21 protein-coding genes are annotated in these 21,104 nt (G+C 61.8%); 10 read left to right on the top strand and 11 right to left on the bottom strand.

Annotated elements, in window-relative coordinates; all coding sequences use genetic code 11:
* Window positions 1-4 precede the first annotated feature (4 nt).
* The 7 genes from W911_RS07855 to W911_RS07825 form a co-directional block, all read right to left on the bottom strand.
* Window positions 5-2,176: an NHLP family bacteriocin export ABC transporter peptidase/permease/ATPase subunit gene (locus W911_RS07855; RefSeq protein ID WP_023787007.1), complete on the bottom strand. Its 2,172-nt coding sequence runs from the start codon at window positions 2,174-2,176 to the stop codon at window positions 5-7.
* Window positions 2,173-3,426, bottom strand: coding sequence for an NHLP bacteriocin system secretion protein (locus tag W911_RS07850; RefSeq protein ID WP_081717678.1), 1,254 nt, complete (start codon window positions 3,424-3,426; stop codon window positions 2,173-2,175). The genes W911_RS07855 and W911_RS07850 overlap by 4 nt, the downstream gene beginning before the upstream one ends.
* 29 nt (window positions 3,427-3,455) lie before the next feature.
* Complete coding sequence (locus W911_RS07845; RefSeq protein ID WP_023787005.1) at window positions 3,456-3,647, bottom strand: hypothetical protein; 192 nt, start codon at window positions 3,645-3,647, stop codon at window positions 3,456-3,458.
* A gap of 98 nt (window positions 3,648-3,745) precedes the next feature.
* Window positions 3,746-3,928 (bottom strand): hypothetical protein, encoded by a 183-nt coding sequence (locus W911_RS07840; protein ID WP_023787004.1) that lies wholly within the window; start codon window positions 3,926-3,928, stop codon window positions 3,746-3,748.
* A gap of 49 nt (window positions 3,929-3,977) precedes the next feature.
* A complete protein-coding gene (locus tag W911_RS07835; RefSeq protein ID WP_023787003.1) occupies window positions 3,978-4,166 on the bottom strand; it encodes a hypothetical protein in 189 nt (62 codons plus the stop codon).
* 47 nt (window positions 4,167-4,213) lie between these two features.
* Complete coding sequence (locus W911_RS07830; protein WP_144083560.1) at window positions 4,214-4,528, bottom strand: hypothetical protein; 315 nt, start codon at window positions 4,526-4,528, stop codon at window positions 4,214-4,216.
* A 14-nt stretch (window positions 4,529-4,542) separates the two neighbouring features.
* A complete protein-coding gene (locus W911_RS07825; protein ID WP_023787001.1) occupies window positions 4,543-4,734 on the bottom strand; it encodes a hypothetical protein in 192 nt (63 codons plus the stop codon).
* 225 nt (window positions 4,735-4,959) lie between these two features.
* On the opposite strand from W911_RS07825, the gene W911_RS07820 reads away from it, so the two are divergent.
* Complete coding sequence (locus tag W911_RS07820) at window positions 4,960-6,015, top strand: helix-turn-helix domain-containing protein (protein ID WP_023787000.1); 1,056 nt, start codon at window positions 4,960-4,962, stop codon at window positions 6,013-6,015.
* A gap of 13 nt (window positions 6,016-6,028) precedes the next feature.
* Here the strand turns inward: W911_RS07820 and W911_RS07815 are convergent, their stop codons facing one another.
* From W911_RS07815 to W911_RS07805, 3 genes are all read right to left on the bottom strand, one after another.
* Complete coding sequence (locus W911_RS07815) at window positions 6,029-7,141, bottom strand: HPP family protein (RefSeq protein ID WP_023786999.1); 1,113 nt, start codon at window positions 7,139-7,141, stop codon at window positions 6,029-6,031.
* 259 nt (window positions 7,142-7,400) lie between these two features.
* The gene (locus W911_RS07810; RefSeq protein ID WP_023786998.1) at window positions 7,401-7,865 is read right to left on the bottom strand and encodes a cupin domain-containing protein; all 465 of its coding nucleotides are present in this window, start codon (window positions 7,863-7,865) and stop codon (window positions 7,401-7,403) included.
* 29 nt (window positions 7,866-7,894) lie between these two features.
* A complete protein-coding gene (locus W911_RS07805; protein WP_023786997.1) occupies window positions 7,895-8,206 on the bottom strand; it encodes a hypothetical protein in 312 nt (103 codons plus the stop codon).
* 175 nt (window positions 8,207-8,381) lie between these two features.
* Here W911_RS07805 and W911_RS07800 point away from each other — a divergent pair, with 175 nt between their 5' ends.
* Together W911_RS07800 and W911_RS07795 are read left to right on the top strand one after the other, a co-directional pair.
* A complete protein-coding gene (locus W911_RS07800) occupies window positions 8,382-9,746 on the top strand; it encodes a sensor histidine kinase (RefSeq protein ID WP_023786996.1) in 1,365 nt (454 codons plus the stop codon).
* 5 nt (window positions 9,747-9,751) lie between these two features.
* On the top strand, window positions 9,752-10,408 hold the full coding sequence (locus tag W911_RS07795) for a response regulator (RefSeq protein ID WP_023786995.1): 657 nt from the start codon (window positions 9,752-9,754) through the stop codon (window positions 10,406-10,408).
* Window positions 10,409-11,018: 610 nt separating this feature from the next.
* Here the strand turns inward: W911_RS07795 and W911_RS07785 are convergent.
* Complete coding sequence (locus W911_RS07785) at window positions 11,019-11,897, bottom strand: ferritin-like domain-containing protein (protein WP_023786993.1); 879 nt, start codon at window positions 11,895-11,897, stop codon at window positions 11,019-11,021.
* Window positions 11,898-12,028: 131 nt separating this feature from the next.
* On the opposite strand from W911_RS07785, the gene W911_RS07780 reads away from it, so the two are divergent.
* Genes W911_RS07780 through W911_RS07750 form a run of 7 tightly spaced genes read left to right on the top strand, consistent with a single transcriptional unit; the run spans window position 12,029 to window position 20,975 of the window.
* On the top strand, window positions 12,029-14,329 hold the full coding sequence (locus W911_RS07780; RefSeq protein ID WP_023786992.1) for a NosR/NirI family protein: 2,301 nt from the start codon (window positions 12,029-12,031) through the stop codon (window positions 14,327-14,329).
* Between the two features lie 12 nt (window positions 14,330-14,341).
* Complete coding sequence (nosZ, locus tag W911_RS07775) at window positions 14,342-16,282, top strand: TAT-dependent nitrous-oxide reductase (protein WP_023786991.1); 1,941 nt, start codon at window positions 14,342-14,344, stop codon at window positions 16,280-16,282.
* 47 nt (window positions 16,283-16,329) lie between these two features.
* Window positions 16,330-17,697, top strand: a complete 1,368-nt coding sequence (locus W911_RS07770; RefSeq protein WP_023786990.1) for a nitrous oxide reductase family maturation protein NosD — start codon at window positions 16,330-16,332, stop codon at window positions 17,695-17,697.
* Window positions 17,694-18,608: an ABC transporter ATP-binding protein gene (locus W911_RS07765; protein WP_023786989.1), complete on the top strand. Its 915-nt coding sequence runs from the start codon at window positions 17,694-17,696 to the stop codon at window positions 18,606-18,608. Before W911_RS07770 ends, W911_RS07765 begins: the two co-directional genes overlap by 4 nt.
* Window positions 18,605-19,435 carry an ABC transporter permease gene (locus tag W911_RS07760; RefSeq protein ID WP_023786988.1) on the top strand — a complete coding sequence of 277 codons (831 nt, stop codon included), beginning with the start codon at window positions 18,605-18,607 and terminating at the stop codon, window positions 19,433-19,435. The genes W911_RS07765 and W911_RS07760 overlap by 4 nt, the downstream gene beginning before the upstream one ends.
* Window positions 19,432-19,995 (top strand): nitrous oxide reductase accessory protein NosL, encoded by a 564-nt coding sequence (locus W911_RS07755; RefSeq protein ID WP_023786987.1) that lies wholly within the window; start codon window positions 19,432-19,434, stop codon window positions 19,993-19,995. Before W911_RS07760 ends, W911_RS07755 begins: the two co-directional genes overlap by 4 nt.
* A gap of 8 nt (window positions 19,996-20,003) precedes the next feature.
* The gene (locus W911_RS07750) at window positions 20,004-20,975 is read left to right on the top strand and encodes an FAD:protein FMN transferase (RefSeq protein WP_023786986.1); all 972 of its coding nucleotides are present in this window, start codon (window positions 20,004-20,006) and stop codon (window positions 20,973-20,975) included.
* The last annotated feature ends 129 nt before the right edge of the window (window positions 20,976-21,104 follow it).

The following is a 21,104-nucleotide window of genomic DNA, read 5'->3' as shown; positions in this document are numbered from 1 at the left end:
CCGCCTATTCCTGCGCCACGAGCCGCGCATACGTGCCGTTCGCGCGCATCAGATCGTCATGCGTCCCCCGCTCGACGACTTCGCCCCGGTCGAGCACGACGATCTCGTCCGCATCGCGAACGGTCGAGAGCCGGTGCGCGATGATCAGGCACGTGCAGCCGCGCCGCCGGATAGCGGCGTCGATGGCCTTCTCCGTTACGGGATCGAGCGCGCTCGTCGCCTCGTCGAGAACGAGGATGGACGGCCGCGATGTCAGAGCCCGCGCAATCTCGATCCGTTGCGCCTCGCCGCCGCTCAGGTTGGCGCCGCCTTCTTCGATTGCCGCGTCGAGCGCCCCTCCGCGCGCGGCAACGATATCGAAGATCTGTGCATCTCGGAGGGCCGCGATCATATCGGCGTCGGGAACAGTTGTGTCCCACGCGCTCAGATTGTCGCGCACCTTTCCGCTGAACAGAAACACCTGCTGGCTGACCACGGCGATGGAGCCCGTCATTGTCGAAACCGGAATCTCAGAAAGCGCCACCCCGTCGAACAGGACGTCGCCACTCCAGGGCCGGTACAATCCCCCGACGAGATTGGCGATCGTGGACTTTCCGCTTCCCGATCCTCCGACCAGCGCCACGCGCTGGCCCGCACGAACGGTGAGATTGAAATCTTTGATGAGAGGGGCTTCCAACGGGTTGTAGCCGAACGTCAGGTCCTTGAGCACGATGTCGCCGCTCAAGCGCTCGAGCTTGCCGCCACGCTCGGCCTCGCGGGCATACCGGCTGTCGCGTCCATAATTGAAGACGTCGTCCGAGCGTGACAGATCGGCGCTCAACTCCTGAAAAGCGCCGCCCGCCGAGACAAGCGCATTGATCGGCCCCGTAAAGCTCATCGCAAGCGCCTGGAAAGCGACCAGCGTGCCAACGGTCATGTCGCCGTGGATAATGCGATAGCCTCCGATGCCGATCACGGCTGCGATCGCAAGGCCATCGAGCAACGGCGCGAGGCCGTCGGCGAGTACGCCATGAAGCGCAAGCCGGCGATTGTTGTTGAGCGTCTTCGCCTGGAAGCCGGCCCAACGCTCGAAATAATCGTCGTCCGTGCCGGATGCCTTGAGCGTCTCGATCGCGCGAATGCCCGTCACGGACGCCGCCTGGAACTGACCGAAATCCTGCTGAAGGCGTGCGCTCGCATCCATGCGATACCGCGACAACACGCGGAAAACGCCAATGTTGAACAAAGACAGCGCGATCGTGATCGCAGCGAGCAGCGCATCGAGAAAGATCATGACGGCCGCGTAGAACACCACCGTCACGGCATTGACCAGGCTCTCGCCAAGCCGCCCCGCTACGGCACCGGCAATCCGGTCGTTAGCGGCGATCCGGTCGACGATGTCGCCAGGATGGCGCTGGCTGAAAAACGTGAGCGGGAGCCGCAAGAGGTGCCAGACGAAACGCGCCGAATCGACCAGCGCGAGTTTCGTTTCCATGCGGAGAAGCACCGCATGACTGAGCCACGTCAGACCCGCAAGGAGCAAGGTCGTCGCTGCCATCCCGGCGAGCAGCGGTCGCAGCCAATCGTGATTGCCCTGGATCAGATAGTCATCGATGAAGATCTTGGAAAACCCGGGGATGACCAGGCCGGGCACGATGGTCGTCAGACTGATCAGCACGGAAAGCGCAATGGCGTTCCGGATGCCTCGCGTCCGCGGCGTGAGCCGTGCGAAAAGACCCGGCTTTCCACCCTCCGGCACAAAATCGTCCGTCGTCTCGAAAACGAGCATCACGCCGGTGAAGGCATCGTCGAACTCGGACAGCGTGACAGTGCGGGGACCCGTTGCCGGATCGTTGAGATAGACGGTTCCGTTGCGGTGACCTTCAACCACCAGGAAGTGGTTGAAATTCCAGAACGCAATATAGGGAAATGGCCCGGAAAGCGCGCTCGCGAGAGACGCCTTCCGCCCTTTTGCCGCCAAGCCGTAGCGCCGGGCCCCGTGAAGAATATTGCGCGCCGTGCATCCATCGCGCGAGACACCGCACTCCGCGCGCAGCTCTTCGAGGGGCCGCCACTTGCCGAAATGCGCAAGCACGATCCCGAGCGCAGCCGCGCCGCACTCGACGGTTTCCATTTGCAGAAACGTCGGCGTCTTGACACGGATATTGGGGAGCTTCGGCAGCGGCTCGGAGATCATCGGTCGACCCCGAGCACGGACTTCAGAAACGGCAGGATCAACGTCACCGGAGCCTGCCGCTTCGTGGTGACGGTAGCCGAAACCAACGTGCCGTTCTCAATTCCGAAATCAGGCCCTTTGCCGCTTGTCCACGCGAGGCCGGATGCCGTGCCCTCGTCCTCCATGAGGTCCGCACGGACCATGACCGGCGCACCCGCAGCGGTGAAGGTCTCGACGAGCTTGTCGTTGTGAAGCAGCGAATGAATGGCGCTCGTCGAAAGCGGCAGCTCGGACACGCTGCGCACGACGCCGCGTACGGTTCCGAACTCTTCCTTCTTGGTGACGCTCGGCTCGACATTGACCGAAAGTCCGGTGCGGATGCGCTTCCCAAGCTCAGGCGGCACGAACAGAAGCGCGTCGAGCTCATCGCTATCCGTCATGACACGCACCACCGGCATACCCGTCGTGATGCGGTCGCCAAGAGAGGCTGCTATCTCCGTCACATGTCCGTCGACCGGAGATCGCAAGTGGCGCGACGCCGCGATCTTCTCCGCGAGATCCTCCATCGCTTTGCGATGCACGAAAATCTCGGTATCGACCTGGCGAATACGATCGCCCCAATATTCCCAGCGCGTTTGCACTTCGACATCGAGGTTTACGATCTCGCTCCGCAGCACGGACGCCGTTTCCTGCGCTTGCAGCCATTCGTTCTCGGCTGCCAGGATCACCTGCCGGTTGACATGCCCCTTCTGATGCAGCTCCTTGAGGTCGGCGAGGCGCGCGCTCAGAACGTTTCCGCGATGCTCGCTGTTGTCGATGCGCTGGCGCAGGCTCTCCGCGCGCAGCTCCTTGAGAGCCTCCCGCCGCCCGATATCCTTCTCGCGCTGGAGAATGTACGCCGTGCGGCGTTCTTCGAGCTTAACGAGTTTATCCTTCTCGCGCGCGAGCCGGGACTCGTCGAGCTTCAAATCGAGCACAGCAAGCGGATCTCCCTTGCTGACCCGCTGCCCATTCACGACCAGGATGCCGGCGAGTTGTCCATCCCCCTCCGACGTTGCCGAGAAAATCTCACCGCCGTAATTCAGAAGGATGCCCTGCGCGTTGAGGCGCGTTGGCACAGAGCCCAGAAAGCCCCATGCCACCGCGCCTGCAACGATGATGAACGCGCCGAGAAACGCGATCCAGTAGCGCGGCGAGGCGGCTGTCATCGCCTCGTCGAGCCGTTCTGGTGACGACATTTTCTCAAGCGCCGATCGGCGAAACAGAGACATCCCCCGGACTCCCAAAAAAGATATGGCCTCTAAAGCTTCCGCTCGACCGTGTAGAAAATCGCCGTATCGGGCTCACGGCCGGGATCGAGCCACGGCTTCACGCCGCCGGTCACGCTGTCCAAATCCGCGTCCGAAAGGTCACGGCTGTTGCGGATCCTGTCGTTGTCTTTTTGAGCGATAGCGGCCTTGGCCGAAACGTCAGATTTGGTATCTTCACTCATAAGCTCACTCCTTCTCGTGAATGCGTGAGCGCCGTGGCTCACTTGAAACTCGCCACCTTCGAGCGGTGCGTTGGCGTTCGCCGTGCTCGCGCACGCTGCTAGAACAGCTCGGCGGATGTCGAAAGGGAATCGTACGAGCGCCGGCGGGTGATGTTGCCGCGCATGTGACCGCCAGACACATCTTCGAGCTTCGCATCGGGAATATCGACGTTCTGCACGGTCGACGCGGCATTGCCATCGCGGCCTGCATCGGCGGCGGCGGCCTTCGGTTCGTTTGACATCGCTTGCTCCTTTGTCGATCAGCTAAGAATGGACAGACATCCGCGCGGACTATTTCGGGCGGAACTTGGCGAGAGCCCGATCGTAATTGGAAGGAGGCTGCATGAACTTTGGCAGCCAACCTCCAGACACGGCCTCCAGATCCGCATCCGCAATATTTTCGGTCCTGAAGTCGTCGCACTCCGCGCGCTGCACTGCGCTGCTCTCGTCGCGGGTTGCGTGGTCCGTTTTAATTTTCATAGGGATCCCTGCATCAAATCGCTCCGGCTCATTGCGGACACGCGCCGTTACCGTTGGAGCCCGAAGAATTTGCCCATTCCGTGCCGTCGAGAAGGAGTAGCTCGCCACCCCAGCGGATCGTGGATATTCCCGCCCGCGACGGCATCCAGTTCTGCATCGGCAAGCTCACCCTCCTGGGCACGAACACCTTGAAAGCGTTCCCGCACGGTCTCTGCATCCTCGCCCGTCACGTCGAAACCGTTCAGCACTGCGAACGCCACCAGCGCATCGAGCGCGGCGGCGCCGTCCTTCGCGCCGACGGCGACAGCCAGTCGGGCGGCAAGATCGCGATCATGCCGAATGCGGTTGAGGAAGTCGGTCATCGCATTGGCGCTCATCACCGCTGCCCCGTGACCATGCGGAACAATTCGGCGAGCGGATAGAAGCGCTGCGGCGCTCCGCCGGCGACGGCGTCAAGAGACTCGTCGGAAAGCTCTGCCTGGTGGCCGGCTCGCGCCAGCAGCTCCGAAGCGCCCTCATCCCCCTGAAATCGGTCTCCGTAAGTTTCATCAGCCACACGTTCCGCCATAACCAACTCGTCCCTTCTATTTTCCGCACTCGTTTCGAAGTCGGGATAGCGGGACTATGACGGAAGCCGGAAGGTGTGTTTTGCCCTCTCGTCCAGAAGAATATTCGCGAAATCCAAAAAGCCTCTCAGGGTCTAAAAACTGCATGATAATTAGGGATTTATTATATGTTCCCAACAAAGATTATTAAGGCACCAGGGGAGGCACGCGAAAGACGGGGATCGCGTATGAGCAGGCAATGTCAAACCGGCACGAACGACCGCCAGGGCGTTCCGCGATCGATCTTCTCGGTGGCCCATCTTCCGCAGATCGAAAGGTTCGATGCGTGGAAAGATAGCATCGCCTCCATTTTCGATGTCGAAGCGGAAAAGGAAATCGCGGCCAACTTCCAAGCCACGCTGGAAGCGACGCTGATCGGCCCGCTTTTATTTGCTCGTACCGAGACATGCCGCCAGGCGTGGTCGCGCACTCCACGCCGCATCGCGCTCGACGGGATGGACCACTACCTGATCCAGTATTTCGAACGCGGCGGCCACCTCGACATCGAAGGCGTCACACACGGGCCGGAAGGCTACATCGTCGTGTTCGACCTCTCTCGACCGCTCGCGAACACGACAACGGATTTCTGCAATTTTTCCGTTCTGATACCGAGACCGCTTCTTGCCGCTCAGTTGGAGCGTCCCGACGAGATGCACAACCTCGTCGTTACGGGCGTGGTCGGCAGCCTACTGCGCAATCACATCCTGACCCTGCAGGCCCTTTCGAGCAGCCTCGACATCGCCTCGTCGGATCGGGTCTCAGAAGCGACGATCGGGCTCGTTGCCGCCTGCCTCAACGGCGTAGACGTCGACAGCGCGCTCCGGGACGGTTCGACATCGTATGCTGGAATCGTCCAGATCAAGCACTTCATCGATGGTCATCTTCACAGCGAAAACCTGACAGCCGACTGGATCGCGCGTCAAAACGGCGTCTCTCGCTCCAAGCTCTACACGATGTTCGAGCGCCACGGCGGCGTTGCCGCCTACATCCGCAGCAGACGCCTGCAGCACGCCTTCCACACGCTGCGCGATCCAACCCGCCGACATCGCTCGCTCTACGACGTCGCACTCGAAGCCGGCTACAACAACGACGCAGCGTTCTGTCGCGCGTTCAAGAACCACTTCGAACTCACGCCCGGGGAGGTTCGCCGCCTACGGCGTCCACGCCCCAGTGCGGAGAACGCCATCGCCAACGCAAGCCGTCGCTACGAGCATTGGCTCCACCATTTGGGCGCGACGGCGTAGCCCGGCGGAACGGTCAGCGCGGCCCGCCGATCTGCTGCGCAAGGACGGCGAGCAAATCCGTCTGCGTGATAAGGCCTCTGAGACGCCGCTCGCCGTCGACGATCACGGCCGCATGGGCCCGTCCGTCCGTGAGAGCCGGAACCAGACTGACGGCAGGATCTGTTTCGAGCGCCGTCACAACGGGCGACATCAGGGTTCCGACGGTGCCCGGTTTCTCCGTCAATTCGCGGAGCCCGACGCTGCCCTCGACACGTCCTTGAGCCCCGACCACCGGAAGGCTTCGAAGGTTGTGCTTCAGGAGCAGAGCGCGCGCGAAATCTGCTGTGTCGCTCTCGTGTACGGAAATGACGTCCCGCGACATCACCTCTCCGCATATGAGATCGTGATGCGTACGAACCAGCGCCTCCAACTCCACCTGTCGGAGCAGACGATCGAGATCGTCGGGATCGATATCGAAGGTTTCGTCGAGCAGAGCCAGCGCAGCATCCACATCCGCCCGTTGGAAGCCCACACGCGCCTGCGACGGAGGATCCTGCGTACCATGAATATTGATCGGCCCCGGCACCGCAACATGCGGATAGGATCGCCGGGAGATGCCGTGAAATGCAATCCCGAGCAATACGAGGATGAGCGAATTCAACCCAACAGGAATGAAGGGAAATAAAAACCCTGACGACCCAATCGCAGGACCGCCAACGACGGCTGTCAGCGCCGCAGCGCCCCCCGGCGGATGCAGACATCTCGCAAACGACATCGCCAGGATCGCCAGCGACACGGAAACCCCGGCTCCCAGGATCGGGTCCGAGATGAACTGCACCACTCCGACGCCGACGAGAGCCGAAATCGTATTTCCACCGATAATCGACCACGGCTGCGCAAGTGGGCTGCTCGGCACGGCAAAGAGCAGAACGGCCGAAGCCCCAATCGGCGCAACGATCAAGGGAAGGTGCGCGCCCTGCCCGTAGAGCACGCCGCAGATCAGCGCCGTCAGGAGAATCCCTGCGAGAGCGCCAAGACAGGCGAGAAGCCTCTCTCGCAACGTCGCGCCGGCAAGGATCGGAACGAACAAAGCGAAGCGCTGGCGAGCGTTCAACTCGTATTTTGTTGGTTGATTTTTTTTGAGCATGAACGGGTTCGTGCGCACCTGCGGGCGAGAGCGACAAAGCGGAAAACGCACCTTCTTAGGAGATGGCCGCACAAACGGCGAGTGCCACATCACGTTAAGATGTCACGATCGCCATGCGGCCTAAGATCGCAATATTGAAACCGAGAAGCCCGCCGGACCCAAGACACCGCCGCCGCGACTATGGCGCGTTGTGTTGCGACGAAAACGAAAACCCGCCACGCGAAGGTGGCGGGTTCGAGAACGCAGCGCAGATCTATGGCTATTTCCGTCGAGGATCGTCATCCGGATTGATGTAGATAAGATCGAACGGACCGTTGGCTGCCACCTGAATGATGGTCTCCTCATCCTCCGTCCACACGTAATGCGCATGGTTTGGCGGCAGCAGGAGCAGGCCGCCCGCGCCAAGCTTCTTTCCGCCTGTCTTGTCGACTGTCTCGCCCATCCCGCTCCACATCGCACCGCTCATGACCGTGACGGATTCGAAAACCGGATGAGTGTGCGGAGGAACGACGTAGTTCGGGGGAAACTTGACGCGCAAAATGAACAGCCCTTCCTTTTCCGGATCGCCGTGCAGAAGAACGTACGTTGCGCCCTTCGGAAACGCCGGATGATCCTGATACGTCATGTCCGCGTTGGTGAGTTCCTTCGCGTCATCCTTCGCATCATGCGCAAACGCAGATGATGCGAACGCAAGCAATACAGCGGCAATCAGACCTACCTTCATGAGTTTCCTCCTGTTCTGGTTCGAAAACGTCAACGCTTGCCGTCGGAGTTGGGGGGCAGAACGGGCGCGCTGAGGCTGGGCTCGCGGACATCGCTCGCGAGCCTCGACCCTCGGCTCGAACAAATCTCGCCCGTGAGATCGGAACCTTGCCCGCCCTGCATCAGGTTAGCCGAAACCTTCGCCTGCGCGGCGCTCTGCCACGCACCCGCCCGATCTAGACCGAACCCAATCGCCACCACGCAGCTCGCAGCCGAAATGGAAACCGCGACGACCGTCAGCACGTCCCGCACGCACGAGTGCCCGCACCCACGCACCGAACTGATCGCTCTGACCCGCCGCATGGCAGAACCCTCCCAATGCCTCAGCACCGGAGAAAGCGTAGAAAGCCCGCGCCAATCCCGGAAGAGCGGTTAACCTCCAGATGGCCGGGAAATTTCCCGAGCATGAAGGCTGGAGCTTCACACGAAGCTCCCTGCCTTTTAGCTTGCCAGGTAAAAGCGGCGGCGAGGTATCGGCATGGATCTGAAGTGGCTGCTCGTGAGGCGCATCGCGTTGGTAGCCTTGGTGTGTTTCCTCGCCGGCTCGGCGCTTGCACTCTATGAAACCTCTCGCGAAGCGAAGCGTCTGAACGTCGAACTCGCCACGCTCGTGAGCCGGCAACTCGATTTGCAACTCTCGCGCATCGACCGATCGACCGACATCCCTGCGCGCTTCCCGGATTGGGATGTCGTCGCCACCTATACCCTCCTGCCCGGCCAGTGCGTCGAGTTTCACGGCACCGATGCAAGACGGCAGCGCGTGAGCTGTGCCGGAACGGATTCAAACGCACCGCCCCATTGGTTCTTCGCAGCCCACCGCACGTTCATCAATCGGACGTTGACCGCGACCATACCCATTGCGTACCGCGACGAAGACCGCGGCAGCGTCGTCGCATCCTATCATCCGGCAGCGACGGCCAGCGCCGCGTGGTCGACCATCTCGCCTCTTCTCGGATTTTCTGCCGCCCTCGTCGCTGCGCTCTGCGTCATGGTCTACTTTGTCGTCGACCGCGCTTTGCGTCCCGCAAAAGACATCCTCGACGGCCTTAACCGAATGGCGCGCGGCGATTTGAGCTACAGACTACCCAAGCTCCGCCTGACCGAACTCAATCGCATCAGCGAAGTCTTCAACGCACTATCCGAAGATCTCCGAAAATCGACGTCGGAGCGCGCCGAACTCGCCCATCGCCTCGTCGACGCGCAGGAGCAGGAGAGGCGGCACATCGCGCGCGAACTTCACGACGAAATCGCCCAGAAGCTCGCCGCGCTCAACGCGCTTGCCGCATCCATCCGCACAAGCGCGCAACGCGAAAGATTGCCCCTCGCCGAAGAAGCGAGAAGCCTGGAGGCGATGGCGTCCAATCTGATGATTTCCCTCCGCCGAACGCTGACGCACCTGCGGCCACAGGAGATCGACGACTTCGGGCTCGTCCAAAGCCTGCGAGCGCTCATCGAAGAGCACAACAAGAAAGCGCACGGCAACACACGCTATGTCATCGAAACCGCGGGCGACGTCGGGACACTCCGCATGGAAACGAGCGCACACGTCTACCGCATCATTCAAGAAGCGCTGAACAATGCCTCACAACATGCGAATGCCAAAACCGTCACGGTGCACCTCAGCGAGGCCGACGACGCAGGACTGAAAAAGATCAAGCTCTCCGTAATCGATGACGGAACGGGTCCCCAACCGAAAGGCGAACGCTCGGAATTGCCTCGATCCGGCATCATCGGCATGCGCGAGCGGGTCACGGCGCTCAGTGGACAATTCACCTCCGGCGCACTCCCCAACGGCGGCTTCGGACTTCATGTCGAATTCCCAATCATGCCGCGAGGAGCCTGAGGGCCATGACGATACGCGTTCTTCTGGTCGACGATCATGCCATCGTTCGGGAGGGATATCGCCGGTTAATCGAGAAACATCGGGGCATCGAGGTCATCGCGGAGGCCGGAGACGCGCCCTCCGGCTACGAGGCGTTCAAGAAATTGCAGCCGGACGTCGTCGTCATCGACATTTCGATGCCGGGGCGCGGCGGCATAGATCTCGTTCGACAGATACGGCAACGGGAGCCGGCCGCCCGCATTCTCGTGTTTTCCATGCACGCAAGCCCCACCTATGCTCAGCAGGCCTTCCGCGCCGGCGCACGGGGCTATGTCACCAAAAGCAGTTCCCCCGACCTTCTGGTGAGCGCGATACGCGATGTCTTTCAGGGCCGCCCGGCCCTCTGCCCTGAAATCAATCAAGCCATCGCCACGAGCACGCTCAGTGACGATGTCTCGTCTCTGGACACGCTCTCTCCCCGCGAATTCGAAATTCTGCGCATGATCCTCAACGCGAAATCCACCGAGGAAATAGCGTCCGCCCTCAACCTCAGCCCGAAGACCGTCGCCAACTATCATTGCGAAATACGCTCCAAGCTCGGCGTGCGCTCGGATATCGAACTCGTCTATTTCTGCATCGGGAAAGGCCTGATCGCGCCTGTGACGGCGCCGGGCTCGGCATGAGACGAAACGGCCTTCCCCAGGGCACATGAAGCCTGTCTGTGCCCTAGGGAAGTGTTTCGCGAGCGAGTTACAGAAGCGCGATCACACGCGAGCGGATCGGCTCTCCTCAAGAACTTCTCTCAGTTTACGGGACGCACCCGCGGCTTGCTCGTCGCTAAGAACGGCCAAGTCGAACCAATGCTGCTTGATTTGCTCCGCCCTCGCGCGATGGAAAAGACGGATATACCTGTCCGATTTCCTCTGCGCTTCCCCGATTGTTCGGTTCAATGTCTTGATCGTTGTCTTCACGGTACGGTCCGCACCAGCCTTGTCCGACTGCATTGTCTGTCCCCATAGCTCGCGCCCGCCGGCTGCGACGACGCGATACGGATGGCCCATGCTCCGCGAGAGGCGCGCAAAAACGCGCCCGCACAGCGGAGTGCACAATTCTGAATGGATTTGGATAGCGAGGGAGTTTCCCGGACGCGGCCGCTTTGCGCGCGTCCGGGCTACCGGCCGGCTTTACGACGCCGAGCCTCCGAATGATATGTCAGAAACAATCCGTTCATGGCGGACGGAGGCTAGCTCGCCGGGTTTGGAAGTCAAGGCACGCGTTCTCAGGCAGCACCGATCAGGCAAGATCGGCGGGATCTTCCGCCCTGAGGATGCCCAGCCGAAAAATGGCAACCTTCGCCAAGTCCTGGATGACGCCCAGCACACGCGGATTCTGCGTTCTCTCGGCAAGGCGCAAGTACGCCTCCGCCAAGTACTCCGCGCAAGCGCTGATGTCGCTCGTCCGCTCGTCCGGAAGGGCAGGCACCGAAAACTCCGCCGGCTCCACAGCGTGCAACTCGTCGAGCTTTGCGGAGGCGTCCCTCGCTGCCGCGCCAAGAGCGGACCGCATCTCGATATCCGGCACGGACGGGGCGTCGCTTTCGATCAACTCGGCGACACGTCGCTCGATGGCGGCGAGCCCTGCGAGCGTCACGGCCTCCTCACCAGCCGGTTGCCCCGCAAGCCGGCCAGCGTGGAACGCCTTACGCCGCTCGCTCCGCAGCAAACTCACATGCTCCAGCTCTTCGAGAGCCATGCGCTCTGCGGCGTCTTTCACGTCGGCCGCCTCTGCGTGCGCCGCGACGTAAGTCCAGAACGCAAACGCGCGTTGCTCGTGGCGCACCGCGGAAGCAAGCGCTTGATAGGGCGTCAAAAGTTTGGTGCCGGCCATTTCCTCCGGCGAGGCGTCGAAAGTATCGGGAATGGACCACGGCAGACGTGCGCTCGCACCGTCCCCCTCATGATCCTGCCATTGATCGACTTGCCGGATATGGCCGAGCTCCGTCTCCGCCAGGCCGTCGAAGACCGCGGCCAGCGCCGTTTCGCCTTGAGCGCGAAGCTGTCGTGACGTTTCCTTGTAGCGCGTTGCAGCATCCAATTCCATCGCACGCGCAAGCGCGAAAAACTCGCCGATGGAACGGATACGGCCAGCAGGCTCGTCATTCAAAGAGGTCATGCCGCCATACCTTGAAGATAAGGGTAGAGCCTACGCGGCGGGATGCAATCCGACTTGAGCAAGGTCAACCCTAACGGATGTAGCCCTGGTACCCCTTCACACCAGATGGAGCGGAACCTGCGAGGCTTTCCTTGGCCGCAAAACTGGTGCGTTTGATCGTTGTGGTCATAGCCTCCGCCTCGGCTTTGCTGGGCGTGACCGTGCCGGCGTCTGCGCAATCGAGCCTCGCGGCCTTTCTGGAGAAGGTCACCCCGCAGGAGTTCTTTCCCCGAGCCACGCGGGTGGGAGAACCTCAGGGCGATCCCCCCTTGCTCCCGGTTTTTGCAGAAGATGAGCAAATCGGGTTCGTCTATCTGAACTCCGATGTGACAGGCTCCGTCGGCTATTCCGGAAAACCCATTCATATCCTGGTCGGCATCGACATGCAGGGTGTGATCGCCGGCTTCAAATTGGTCGACCACAAGGAACCCATCGTTCTGGTCGGCGTCCCGGAGCGCCGCGTCGTCGAAGCGATCAACAAGCTGATCGGCACGAAAGTCGGGCCCATCGCCTCGGGAACGGAACGTCCACCGCAGCCGGATATTGTCAGCGGGGCAACCGTAACGGTGCTCGTCATGGCCGACAGCATCGTCCGCTCTGCGGTGCGCCTCATCCGAAGCGGCCGAATTTCGCTTTCCGGAGCCGAGCCGCAAGCGCAGACAGGCGTCGCGGTGGAAACACGAACCGTCGACATGTCCGCACCGGGAGGGCGCGACTGGCAGAGCCTGCTTGGAGACGGATCGGTCCGCAGGCTCAGGCTCTCGGTCGGAGACGTCAACGCCGCTTTCGAACGATCGGGAAATGCGGAGGCCGCGGCCCATCCTGAAAAGGGCGATCCCGACGAGACCTTCATCGATCTTTACGCTGCGCTCGTGAGTGTACCAGCCATTGGCAAGAGCCTGCTCGGAGACATCGGCTACGAACGCCTCAGCAGCCGGCTCAAACCCGGACAACAGGCGGTTCTGGTCGCCGGGCAAGGGCGGTATTCCTTCAAAGGCTCCGGCTACGTCCGCGGCGGTATCTTCGATCGAATCGAGATCGAACAGGATGGATCCGGCGCCCGTTTCCGTGACAAAAACCATGAACGCATCGGTTCCATTCAGGCGCCCGGCGCGCCATCGCTTCCCGAGATCGCCCTCTTTTCTGTCCCCGAGGATCTCGCGCTCGATCCCACCCAGCCCTGGACCGTCGATCTTATGGTCCAGCGTTCCATAGGGCCGCGTGACAAGACGTTTCTCAATTTCGAACTGACCTATGCGTTGCCTTCGCACCTCCTCATCAGCAAGCCTGCACCGGCCACCGCGCAAGCGCCCGCATCGCCGCCCGAAGCTGTCCCAGACACGTCATCGCGAGCGCAGACGGCCCCCGGCGCATCCGCCTATGAAGACGACGATCCGCTGTGGAAAGAGATGTGGCGGCGCGATGCCGCCCCTGTCGCGATCACAGCGCTTGCCATCGTCGTTCTGACCGGAATTTTTTTCTTCCAGAACGCCCTCGTTCGCAGACCTCACGTCTACACGTGGGTCCGTCGCGCGTTTCTCGTCTTTACGCTCGTCTGGCTAGGCTGGTACGCGAACGCGCAGCTCTCGGTCGTCAACGTTCTGACCTTCACCAACGCGCTGTTGACCGGCTTCAGCTGGGAGTATTTTCTCACCGCTCCGCTGATCTTCATTCTCTGGTCGTCCGTGGCAGTCTCGCTCCTCTTTTGGGGACGCGGGCCGTTCTGCGGCTGGCTCTGCCCGTTCGGCGCTTTGCAGGAGCTGACCAACAACATCGCCAAAGCGCTCGGCGTACCGCAGCTTCGCGTTGCATGGGACCTGCACGAGCGCCTCTGGCCGATCAAGTACGTGATCTTCCTCGGCCTGTTCGGGTTGTCGCTCTACTCGTTCACCGCAGCCGAGCATTTCGCCGAGGTCGAGCCTTTCAAGACGGCGATCGTTCTGAAGTTCATCCGCGATTGGCCCTTCGTCGTGTTTGCCGTGGTCATTCTCGTCGCCGGGCTTTTCGTCGAGCGGTTCTATTGCCGATACCTATGTCCCCTTGGGGCTGCACTCGCGATCCCAGGCCGCATGCGCATGTTCGAATGGCTCCGCCGCTGGCCCGAATGCGGCTCGCCATGCCAGCGCTGCTCCAACGAATGTCCGGTTCAGTCGATCCATCCCAACGGCCGGATCAACGTGAACGAGTGCATCTACTGCATGCACTGCCAGGAACTCTATTGGGATGATCAGCGATGCCCGCACATGATCCAGGGGCGGTTGAAGCGCGAGAAGCGCGACGCGATTCTGTCAGGAGCGCCAAGCGCCCGCCCGGAACCGCGCCGTCCACTCATCACCTATGTCGGAAAGATCATCCACCAGCCTGCGAAACTTCGCGCGGGAAAAAAGTCATGACAGGAGAGCCTCATGCAGAATGACGACAGGAAAAGCACAAACCTCACACGCCGCGACATTCTGAATCGAACCACCGTGGCTGCGGCCGCTGTCGGCGTCGTCGGAACGGCTGGCGGCTTAACTCTCTCGGGTCTGGGCGGCAGCGCCGTTCCCCAGGCACAGGCCGCCCCGCACGGCAGCGCAGCCGCGCACGCGACCGTCGCCCCCGGTGAGCTCGATGAGTACTACGTATTCTCGTCGAGCGGGCAGTGTGGTGAAGTACGCGTCATCGGCCTTCCCTCCATGCGCGAGCTGATGCGCATTCCGGTATTCAACCGCTGTAGCGCCACGGGCTGGGGCCAGACCAACGAAAGCCTGAAAATTCTGACCGACGGCCTGACGCCCCAATCGCGTGAATTTTTGAAAACGCGCGGCGGCACTTTCATGAACGGCGACCTGCACCATCCGCATCCGTCGTTCACCGACGGCACGTATGACGGCCGCTACCTCTACGCCAACGACAAGGCCAACACCCGCGTCTGCCGTATTCGCCTCGATATCATGAAATGCGACAAGATCGTCCAGCTTCCCAACCAATCGACAGTGCACGGCCTGCGCGTACAGAAGTATCCGAGGACCGGCTACGTGTTCTGCAACGGCGAAGATCGCGTCCCCGTCCCCAACGACGGCACGGTGCTCGATGATCCGACCCAGTACATGTCGATCTTCAGCGCCGTCGACGGCGAGACCATGGAAGTCGCCTGGCAGGTCCGGGTCGACGGAAACCTCGACAACGTGGATGCGGACTACCAGGGCAAGTACGCATGGTCCACGTGCTACAATTCGGAAGAGGGCGTGACCCTTGCCGAGATGATGGCGAAGGAGCAGGACTGGGTCGTCATCTTCGACATCGAGAGGATCGAGGAAGCCGTCAAGAAGGGCGACTATCAGACCCTCGGTGGCGTGCCCGTGCTCGATGGCCGCAAAGGTTCGCCCTACACGCGATACGTGCCCGTCGCCAATAGCCCGCACGGCATCAATACGGCCCCGGACGGCATCCATTTCGTGGCGAACGGCAAGCTGTCTCCGACGTGCACCGTATTCGACGCCCGCAAGCTCCCGGACCTCTTCAACGACAAGATCCAGCCGCGTGACGTCGTGGTGGCCGAACCGGAGTTGGGTCTCGGACCTCTCCACACCGCGTTCGACGGCAAGGGCAACTGCTACACCACGCTCTTCCTGGACAGCCAGATCGTGAAGTGGGATCTCGATCTCGCGATCCGCGCCTACAAGGGCGAGCAGGTCAACCCGATCCTGCAGAAGCTCGACGTCCACTATCAGCCCGGCCACAACCACTCCTCCATGGGGCAAACCAAGGAGGCGGACGGAAAATGGCTGATCTCGCTCAACAAGTTCTCGAAGGACCGTTTCCTCAACGTCGGTCCACTGAAGCCTGAGAACGACCAGCTCATCGACATTTCCGGCGACGAGATGGTGATCGTGCACGACGGCCCGACATTCGCGGAACCGCACGATGCCACCATCGTGCACCACTCGAAGATCAACCCGCTGCATGTATGGAAGCGTGACGACCCGTTCTTCGCCGATGCCGTGAAACAGGCCGCGGCCGACGGCGTAACCCTCGAACGCGACGAAAAGGTCATCCGCGACGGCAACAAGGTGCGCGTCTACATGACGTCGACGGCACCCGCGTTCGGACTGGACAAGTTCACGGTCAAACAGGGCGACGAGGTCACCGTCTACGTGACCAATCTCGACGACGTGGAAGACTTGACGCACGGCTTCTGCATCGTCAACTACGGCATCAACATGGAAGTCGGCCCTCTTCAGACCTCGTCCGTGACATTCACGGCCGATAAGGCCGGCGTCTATTGGTACTACTGCAGTTGGTTCTGCCACGCCATGCACATGGAAATGCAAGGTCGAATGCTGGTCGAGCCGAGCAACACCTGAGAGAAGCGGTGACGCGTTTGAACGTACACGACATCTGGAGGGCGGCCTTGGCTGCCCTCCTCCTCGGATCCGCATTGAGCGGACCCGCACTCGCCGCACGAGTAACGATCGCACCGGGCGGTGACGTACAGAAAGCGCTGGATCGCGCAGCCGTTGACGACGTCGTATTGCTCGCCGAAGGCGTGCATCGCGGGCCGGTCCGGATCGAACGGAAAGTCGTTCTCGAAGGCCAGTCTGGGGCCGTGATCGAGGGATCGGGCAGCGGCAGCGTCATCACCCTCTCCGCCCCGGGAGCGGTCGTACGCGGTCTCACCGTACGCGGCTCCGGTCGCGATCTTGAGGCGATGGACGCCGGTGTCTTCGTCAAGCAAAGCGCGACAGGCGCTGTCGTCGAAGACAACCGCCTGGAAGGCAACCTCTACGGCGTCTATATTCACGGCGCCGAGGATGCCGCCGCGCGCCGCAACATTATCGTGGGTCTCAGGGAAGGCCGGATCAACGAGGCCGGCAACGGCGTCTCGGTATGGAATGCACCGGGTGCGCGCGTCGAGGACAACGATATTCGTTTCGGTCGAGACGGCATCTTCGCCGTTGCCAGCAAGCGCAACGTGTTTCGCGGGAACCGTTTCCGTGACCTCCGCTTTGCGGTCCACTACATGTACACTAACGATTCCGAGGTCGTGGGCAACGTCTCGGTTGGCAATACCGTGGGCTTCGCCATCATGTATTCCCACCGCCTGATTGTGCGCGACAACGTCTCGGATGGAGATCTCAATCACGGCTTTCTTTTCAATTTCGCCAATAGCTCGGAGATCTCCGGCAACACGGTCCAGGGCCGCATATTGCCGGCCAGCCGCTGGGCCACCCCCGGCCTGCGCGGAAAGGAAGCCCGCGAGCATGGGCTCCCCGCTGCGGACGAGGCCGTCTCGTCTCTTCCAGGCAACGTGCGGAACGGCCCTGAGAAATGCGTTTTCATTTACAATGCCAACAAGAACACGTTTCAGAATAACTGGTTCGAAGGATGCGAGATCGGCGTGCACTTCACCGCCGGTTCCGAAGGCAATGCCATCGCGGGCAATGCCTTCATCCGCAACCGAAACCAGGTGAAGTATGTCGGCACCCGTTATCTCGACTGGTCGAAAGACGGGCGCGGAAACTACTGGAGCGACAACCCGGCATTCGATCTTAACGGCGACGGTGTCGGAGATTCCGCCTACAGGCCCAACGACATCATCGACAAGGTCCTCTGGACCGCGCCTCACGCAAAAGTTCTGGTCAACAGTCCTGCCGTCCAGATCATCCGTTGGGCGCAAGCTCAGTTTCCGGCTTTGTTGCCGGGTGGCGTCGTCGACAGCCGCCCCCTCATGGCGCCGACAGCCATTCCGCTGTCCGGCAGAAAAGGAGCGGCCCCATGACGCCTCTGGTCGACATTTCACACGTCACCAAACGCTACGGCGCCATTGAAGCTGTGCGCGACATCTCCTTCACGCTGGAGCCGGGCCAGACGGTCGCCCTTGTGGGACACAACGGAGCGGGCAAAACGACCCTCATCAAGCTCATGCTTGGCCTGATCCGGCCAACAGAAGGCAGCGTCCACGTTCTCGGCGAAAACCCCGCCGCAGGCGGCATAGAAGCGCGCCGGCGCCTTGGGTATCTTCCCGAAAGCGTCACCTTCAACACCGCCTTGACCGGACGCGAGGTGCTCGCCTTCTATGCGCGCCTGAAGTCGGAATCGGTGGACGGCATCCGCGCCCTTCTCGACCGCGTCGGCCTCGCAAAAGCAGCGGAGCGGCGGATCGGCACCTATTCGAAGGGCATGCGCCAGCGGCTCGGGCTCGCCCAGGCCCTCATCGGCAGACCTCGCCTCTTGCTCCTCGACGAACCGACCACAGGTCTCGATCCTGGCCTGCGCATGGAGTTCTACGACATCGTAGGCGAACTACGCGAGCGCGGGGCAACGGTGGTACTCTCCTCCCACGTTCTGACCGAGCTGGAGGAGCGCACAGAGCGCGTGATCATCGTCAATCGCGGTCGCCTCGTGGCCGACGGAACGCTCGACGAACTGCGGCGCATCGCCGAGTTGCCGGCCACGGTGCGCATCTCCGTGGCGCAAGGCGCAATGGATAAAATTACGAACATGATCGGAGCCTCCACCTCCATCCGATTGCTCAACGGCCATCGTGTCGAACTCGACGCCACACGGGAGCAGAAAATAGAGCTTCTGCGGCGCGCCGCTTCCACCGGCGACCTCATCGAAGACATGGACATCATCCCGCCGTCCCTCGACGAATTGTACGCTCACTTCCTCAGGAAGGAGGCTCCGTGAGAAACATCCTCCTGATCGCCACGAAAGAGATCCAGGAAAGCCTGCGCAACCGCTGGGTTCTTGCGATGACGGCGCTGCTTGCCGCGCTGGCCTTGTCGCTGACCTTCCTCGGCAGCGCACCGACAGGAAGCGTCGGTGCGCGCGCGCTCGACATCGTAATCGTGAGCCTGTCGAGCCTCACCATCTTTCTCGTCCCTCTCGTCGCGCTTCTCATATCCCACGATGCCATCGTCGGCGAGACGGAGCGGGGAACCATGCTCCTCCTGCTCAGCTATCCTGTCAGCCGCGGACAAGTCCTGATCGGCAAGTTCATCGGGCATCTTGCCATTCTCGCGTTCGCGACCGTGCTCGGATATGGCACCGCAGCCGTGACGCTGGCGGCAACAGGTGCCGTCATCGACTCGCAGAGCTGGGCGGCGTTCGCGGCCATGATCGGGTCATCGATCCTGCTCGGCGCCGTCTTCATCGCCATTGGCTACCTCATCAGCGTGCTGGTACGCGAGCGAGCGACGGCAGCCGGCATCGCCATCGGCGTCTGGCTTTTGTTCGTCGTCGTGTTCGATATGGTCCTTCTTGGCGTACTGGTCGCAGATCAGGGCCGCATGATTTCGTCCGGAACGTTGACGGCCCTGCTCCTCCTCAATCCGACCGACGTCTACCGCCTGTTGAACCTTGCCGGCGCCACGAACGCCAGTGCGTTCTCCGGCATGTCCGGTCTTGCGGGCACGATTGCCCTCGGCCCAGCCAAACTCCTATGCGCGCTCGCGGTCTGGACACTCGTTCCGCTCGCCACTTCGGCAATGATTTTCTCCAGGAGAGAGCTATGAAAACGACGCCGGCCTTCGCGATCCTCGTCTTCGCGACGCTCTTCGTCGCCGGATGTAGCGAGCAAAAGAGCGTAGAGTTGCCCGCTCCCCATACGCTCACGACCGAGGCTATGGGGCACTATTGCGGCATGGGCCTGATGGAGCACACGGGTCCCAAAGGACAGATCATTCTCGCCAGCCAAAGCACGCCGGTTTGGTTTTCCTCGGCGCGCGACGCCTTCTCCTACACGATGCTCGACGAGGAGGCGAAGGACGTGCGCGCCGTCTATGTGTCCGATATGGGCCAAGCCGCCACGTGGGAGAATCCAGGCGCCGATAACTGGATCGAAGCCCGCAACGCGCTCTTCGTCATCGAGAGCCGCATGCAGGGCGGCATGGGCGCGCCCGAAACCATTCCGTTCTCCGATCGCACCGCCGCCGAGGCGTTCGTGACTAAGAACGGCGGCCGCATCGTCGCGTTCGCCGATGTACCCCAAGATTATGTGCTCAGTTCGCAGACGGCATCCGACGATATCGACGGCAGCGCAGCACACGATCATGGCACTGGCGGCCATCGATAGGAGGGATCATGCCGAACGCTCTGAGCCGAAGAAAGGTGATCGCGCTGTGCGCAGCGGCAGGCGGCGCGGCGCTCGTGCCGATCGGCTCGCATCCGCGTGCCGGAAGCGAGCCGCTTGTGGAATGGACGGGTGTGTCGCTCGGCTCGGTCTCGACTATTCGCCTGGCCCATCCAGACCGCCGCGCCGGTAAGGCGCTGCTGCGTCGCGCCGTTGCGGAAGCCCGCCGCCTGGAAGCGATCTTCAGCCTCTACCGCGAAGATACCGCCCTGAGCGAACTCAACCGCACCGGAGTGCTCATCGGGCCTCCCTCGGAACTCGTACGTCTTCTGCACCTGTGCGATGAGATGTGGCGCACGACCGGCGGCGCATTCGATGCTTCGGTCCAGCCGATTTGGCGATGCTATGCCGATCATTTCTCGGTCTCGAATGCGAACGCCGAAGGACCGCCACCGCATAAGCTCGCAGAAGCAATCGAATTAACCGGGTGGCCCGACGTCCGTTTCAGTCACGACCGCATCGCATTCGCGCGCCGTGGCATGGCTCTCACGCTCAACGGCATCGCTCAGGGCTACATCACCGACCGGGTTATCGAGATCCTCCGCGCGGAAGGGATCACCAGTTCGCTCGTCGACATGGGCGAGATTAGAACCATGGGCAATCATCCGGACGGCAGAGCATGGAAAACTGCGATCGATACGGACGCATCCCACAATATTACGCTCGATCTCGTGGACAAGGCCGTCGCCACCACGAGCGCGGACGGGTTCCGGTTCGACACGAATGGACGCTGCAATCACCTCTTCAACCCGGCAACCGGCCGCTGTGCGCGGCCGACCACCAGCCGGACCGTCGTCGCGCACGCGGCAGCCGTAGCCGATGCCCTCTCGACGGCTTTGACGTTTATGGACGATGACGCAGCCCGCCGCGCGTTGGCGCGTGTCCCTGGCAGTCGCCTCGTTCTCGATTCTTCCAGGGGGTGAGCCAAATCCGAGGCCGACGGAGACACGAAACAATACATCCCAGGCGCGCAATGACGGAGTGAGGGGCCTCCGGCGATCGCCTGTAGAAAGGCGTCGGCGACGTCCGCGAGGTTCTGTCTCCTCCGTGCT

Origin of the sequence: Hyphomicrobium nitrativorans NL23 (assembly GCF_000503895.1) — a bacterium.
Classification (GTDB): Bacteria; Pseudomonadota; Alphaproteobacteria; order Rhizobiales; family Hyphomicrobiaceae; genus Hyphomicrobium_C; species Hyphomicrobium_C nitrativorans.
This window is presented reverse-complemented; position numbering and strand designations above follow the sequence as displayed.

Excerpts from the sequence above, each read along its gene's own strand:
- W911_RS07855 (WP_023787007.1), bottom strand. The coding sequence starts at position 2,176 with ATGATCTCCGAGCCGCTGCCGAAGCTCCCCAATATCCGTGTCAAGACG.
- W911_RS07825 (WP_023787001.1), bottom strand. The coding sequence starts at position 4,734 with ATGGCGGAACGTGTGGCTGATGAAACTTACGGAGACCGATTTCAGGGG.
- W911_RS07820 (WP_023787000.1), top strand. The coding sequence starts at position 4,960 with ATGAGCAGGCAATGTCAAACCGGCACGAACGACCGCCAGGGCGTTCCG.
- W911_RS07850 (WP_081717678.1), bottom strand. The coding sequence starts at position 3,426 with ATGTCTCTGTTTCGCCGATCGGCGCTTGAGAAAATGTCGTCACCAGAA.
- W911_RS07810 (WP_023786998.1), bottom strand. The coding sequence starts at position 7,865 with ATGAAGGTAGGTCTGATTGCCGCTGTATTGCTTGCGTTCGCATCATCT.
- W911_RS07750 (WP_023786986.1), top strand. The coding sequence starts at position 20,004 with ATGCCGAACGCTCTGAGCCGAAGAAAGGTGATCGCGCTGTGCGCAGCG.
- nosZ (WP_023786991.1), top strand. The coding sequence starts at position 14,342 with ATGCAGAATGACGACAGGAAAAGCACAAACCTCACACGCCGCGACATT.
- W911_RS07785 (WP_023786993.1), bottom strand. The coding sequence starts at position 11,897 with ATGACCTCTTTGAATGACGAGCCTGCTGGCCGTATCCGTTCCATCGGC.
- W911_RS07805 (WP_023786997.1), bottom strand. The coding sequence starts at position 8,206 with ATGCGGCGGGTCAGAGCGATCAGTTCGGTGCGTGGGTGCGGGCACTCG.
- W911_RS07815 (WP_023786999.1), bottom strand. The coding sequence starts at position 7,141 with ATGCTCAAAAAAAATCAACCAACAAAATACGAGTTGAACGCTCGCCAG.
- W911_RS07755 (WP_023786987.1), top strand. The coding sequence starts at position 19,432 with ATGAAAACGACGCCGGCCTTCGCGATCCTCGTCTTCGCGACGCTCTTC.
- W911_RS07840 (WP_023787004.1), bottom strand. The coding sequence starts at position 3,928 with ATGTCAAACGAACCGAAGGCCGCCGCCGCCGATGCAGGCCGCGATGGC.
- W911_RS07795 (WP_023786995.1), top strand. The coding sequence starts at position 9,752 with ATGACGATACGCGTTCTTCTGGTCGACGATCATGCCATCGTTCGGGAG.
- W911_RS07830 (WP_144083560.1), bottom strand. The coding sequence starts at position 4,528 with ATGACCGACTTCCTCAACCGCATTCGGCATGATCGCGATCTTGCCGCC.
- W911_RS07845 (WP_023787005.1), bottom strand. The coding sequence starts at position 3,647 with ATGAGTGAAGATACCAAATCTGACGTTTCGGCCAAGGCCGCTATCGCT.
- W911_RS07835 (WP_023787003.1), bottom strand. The coding sequence starts at position 4,166 with ATGAAAATTAAAACGGACCACGCAACCCGCGACGAGAGCAGCGCAGTG.
- W911_RS07800 (WP_023786996.1), top strand. The coding sequence starts at position 8,382 with ATGGATCTGAAGTGGCTGCTCGTGAGGCGCATCGCGTTGGTAGCCTTG.
- W911_RS07765 (WP_023786989.1), top strand. The coding sequence starts at position 17,694 with ATGACGCCTCTGGTCGACATTTCACACGTCACCAAACGCTACGGCGCC.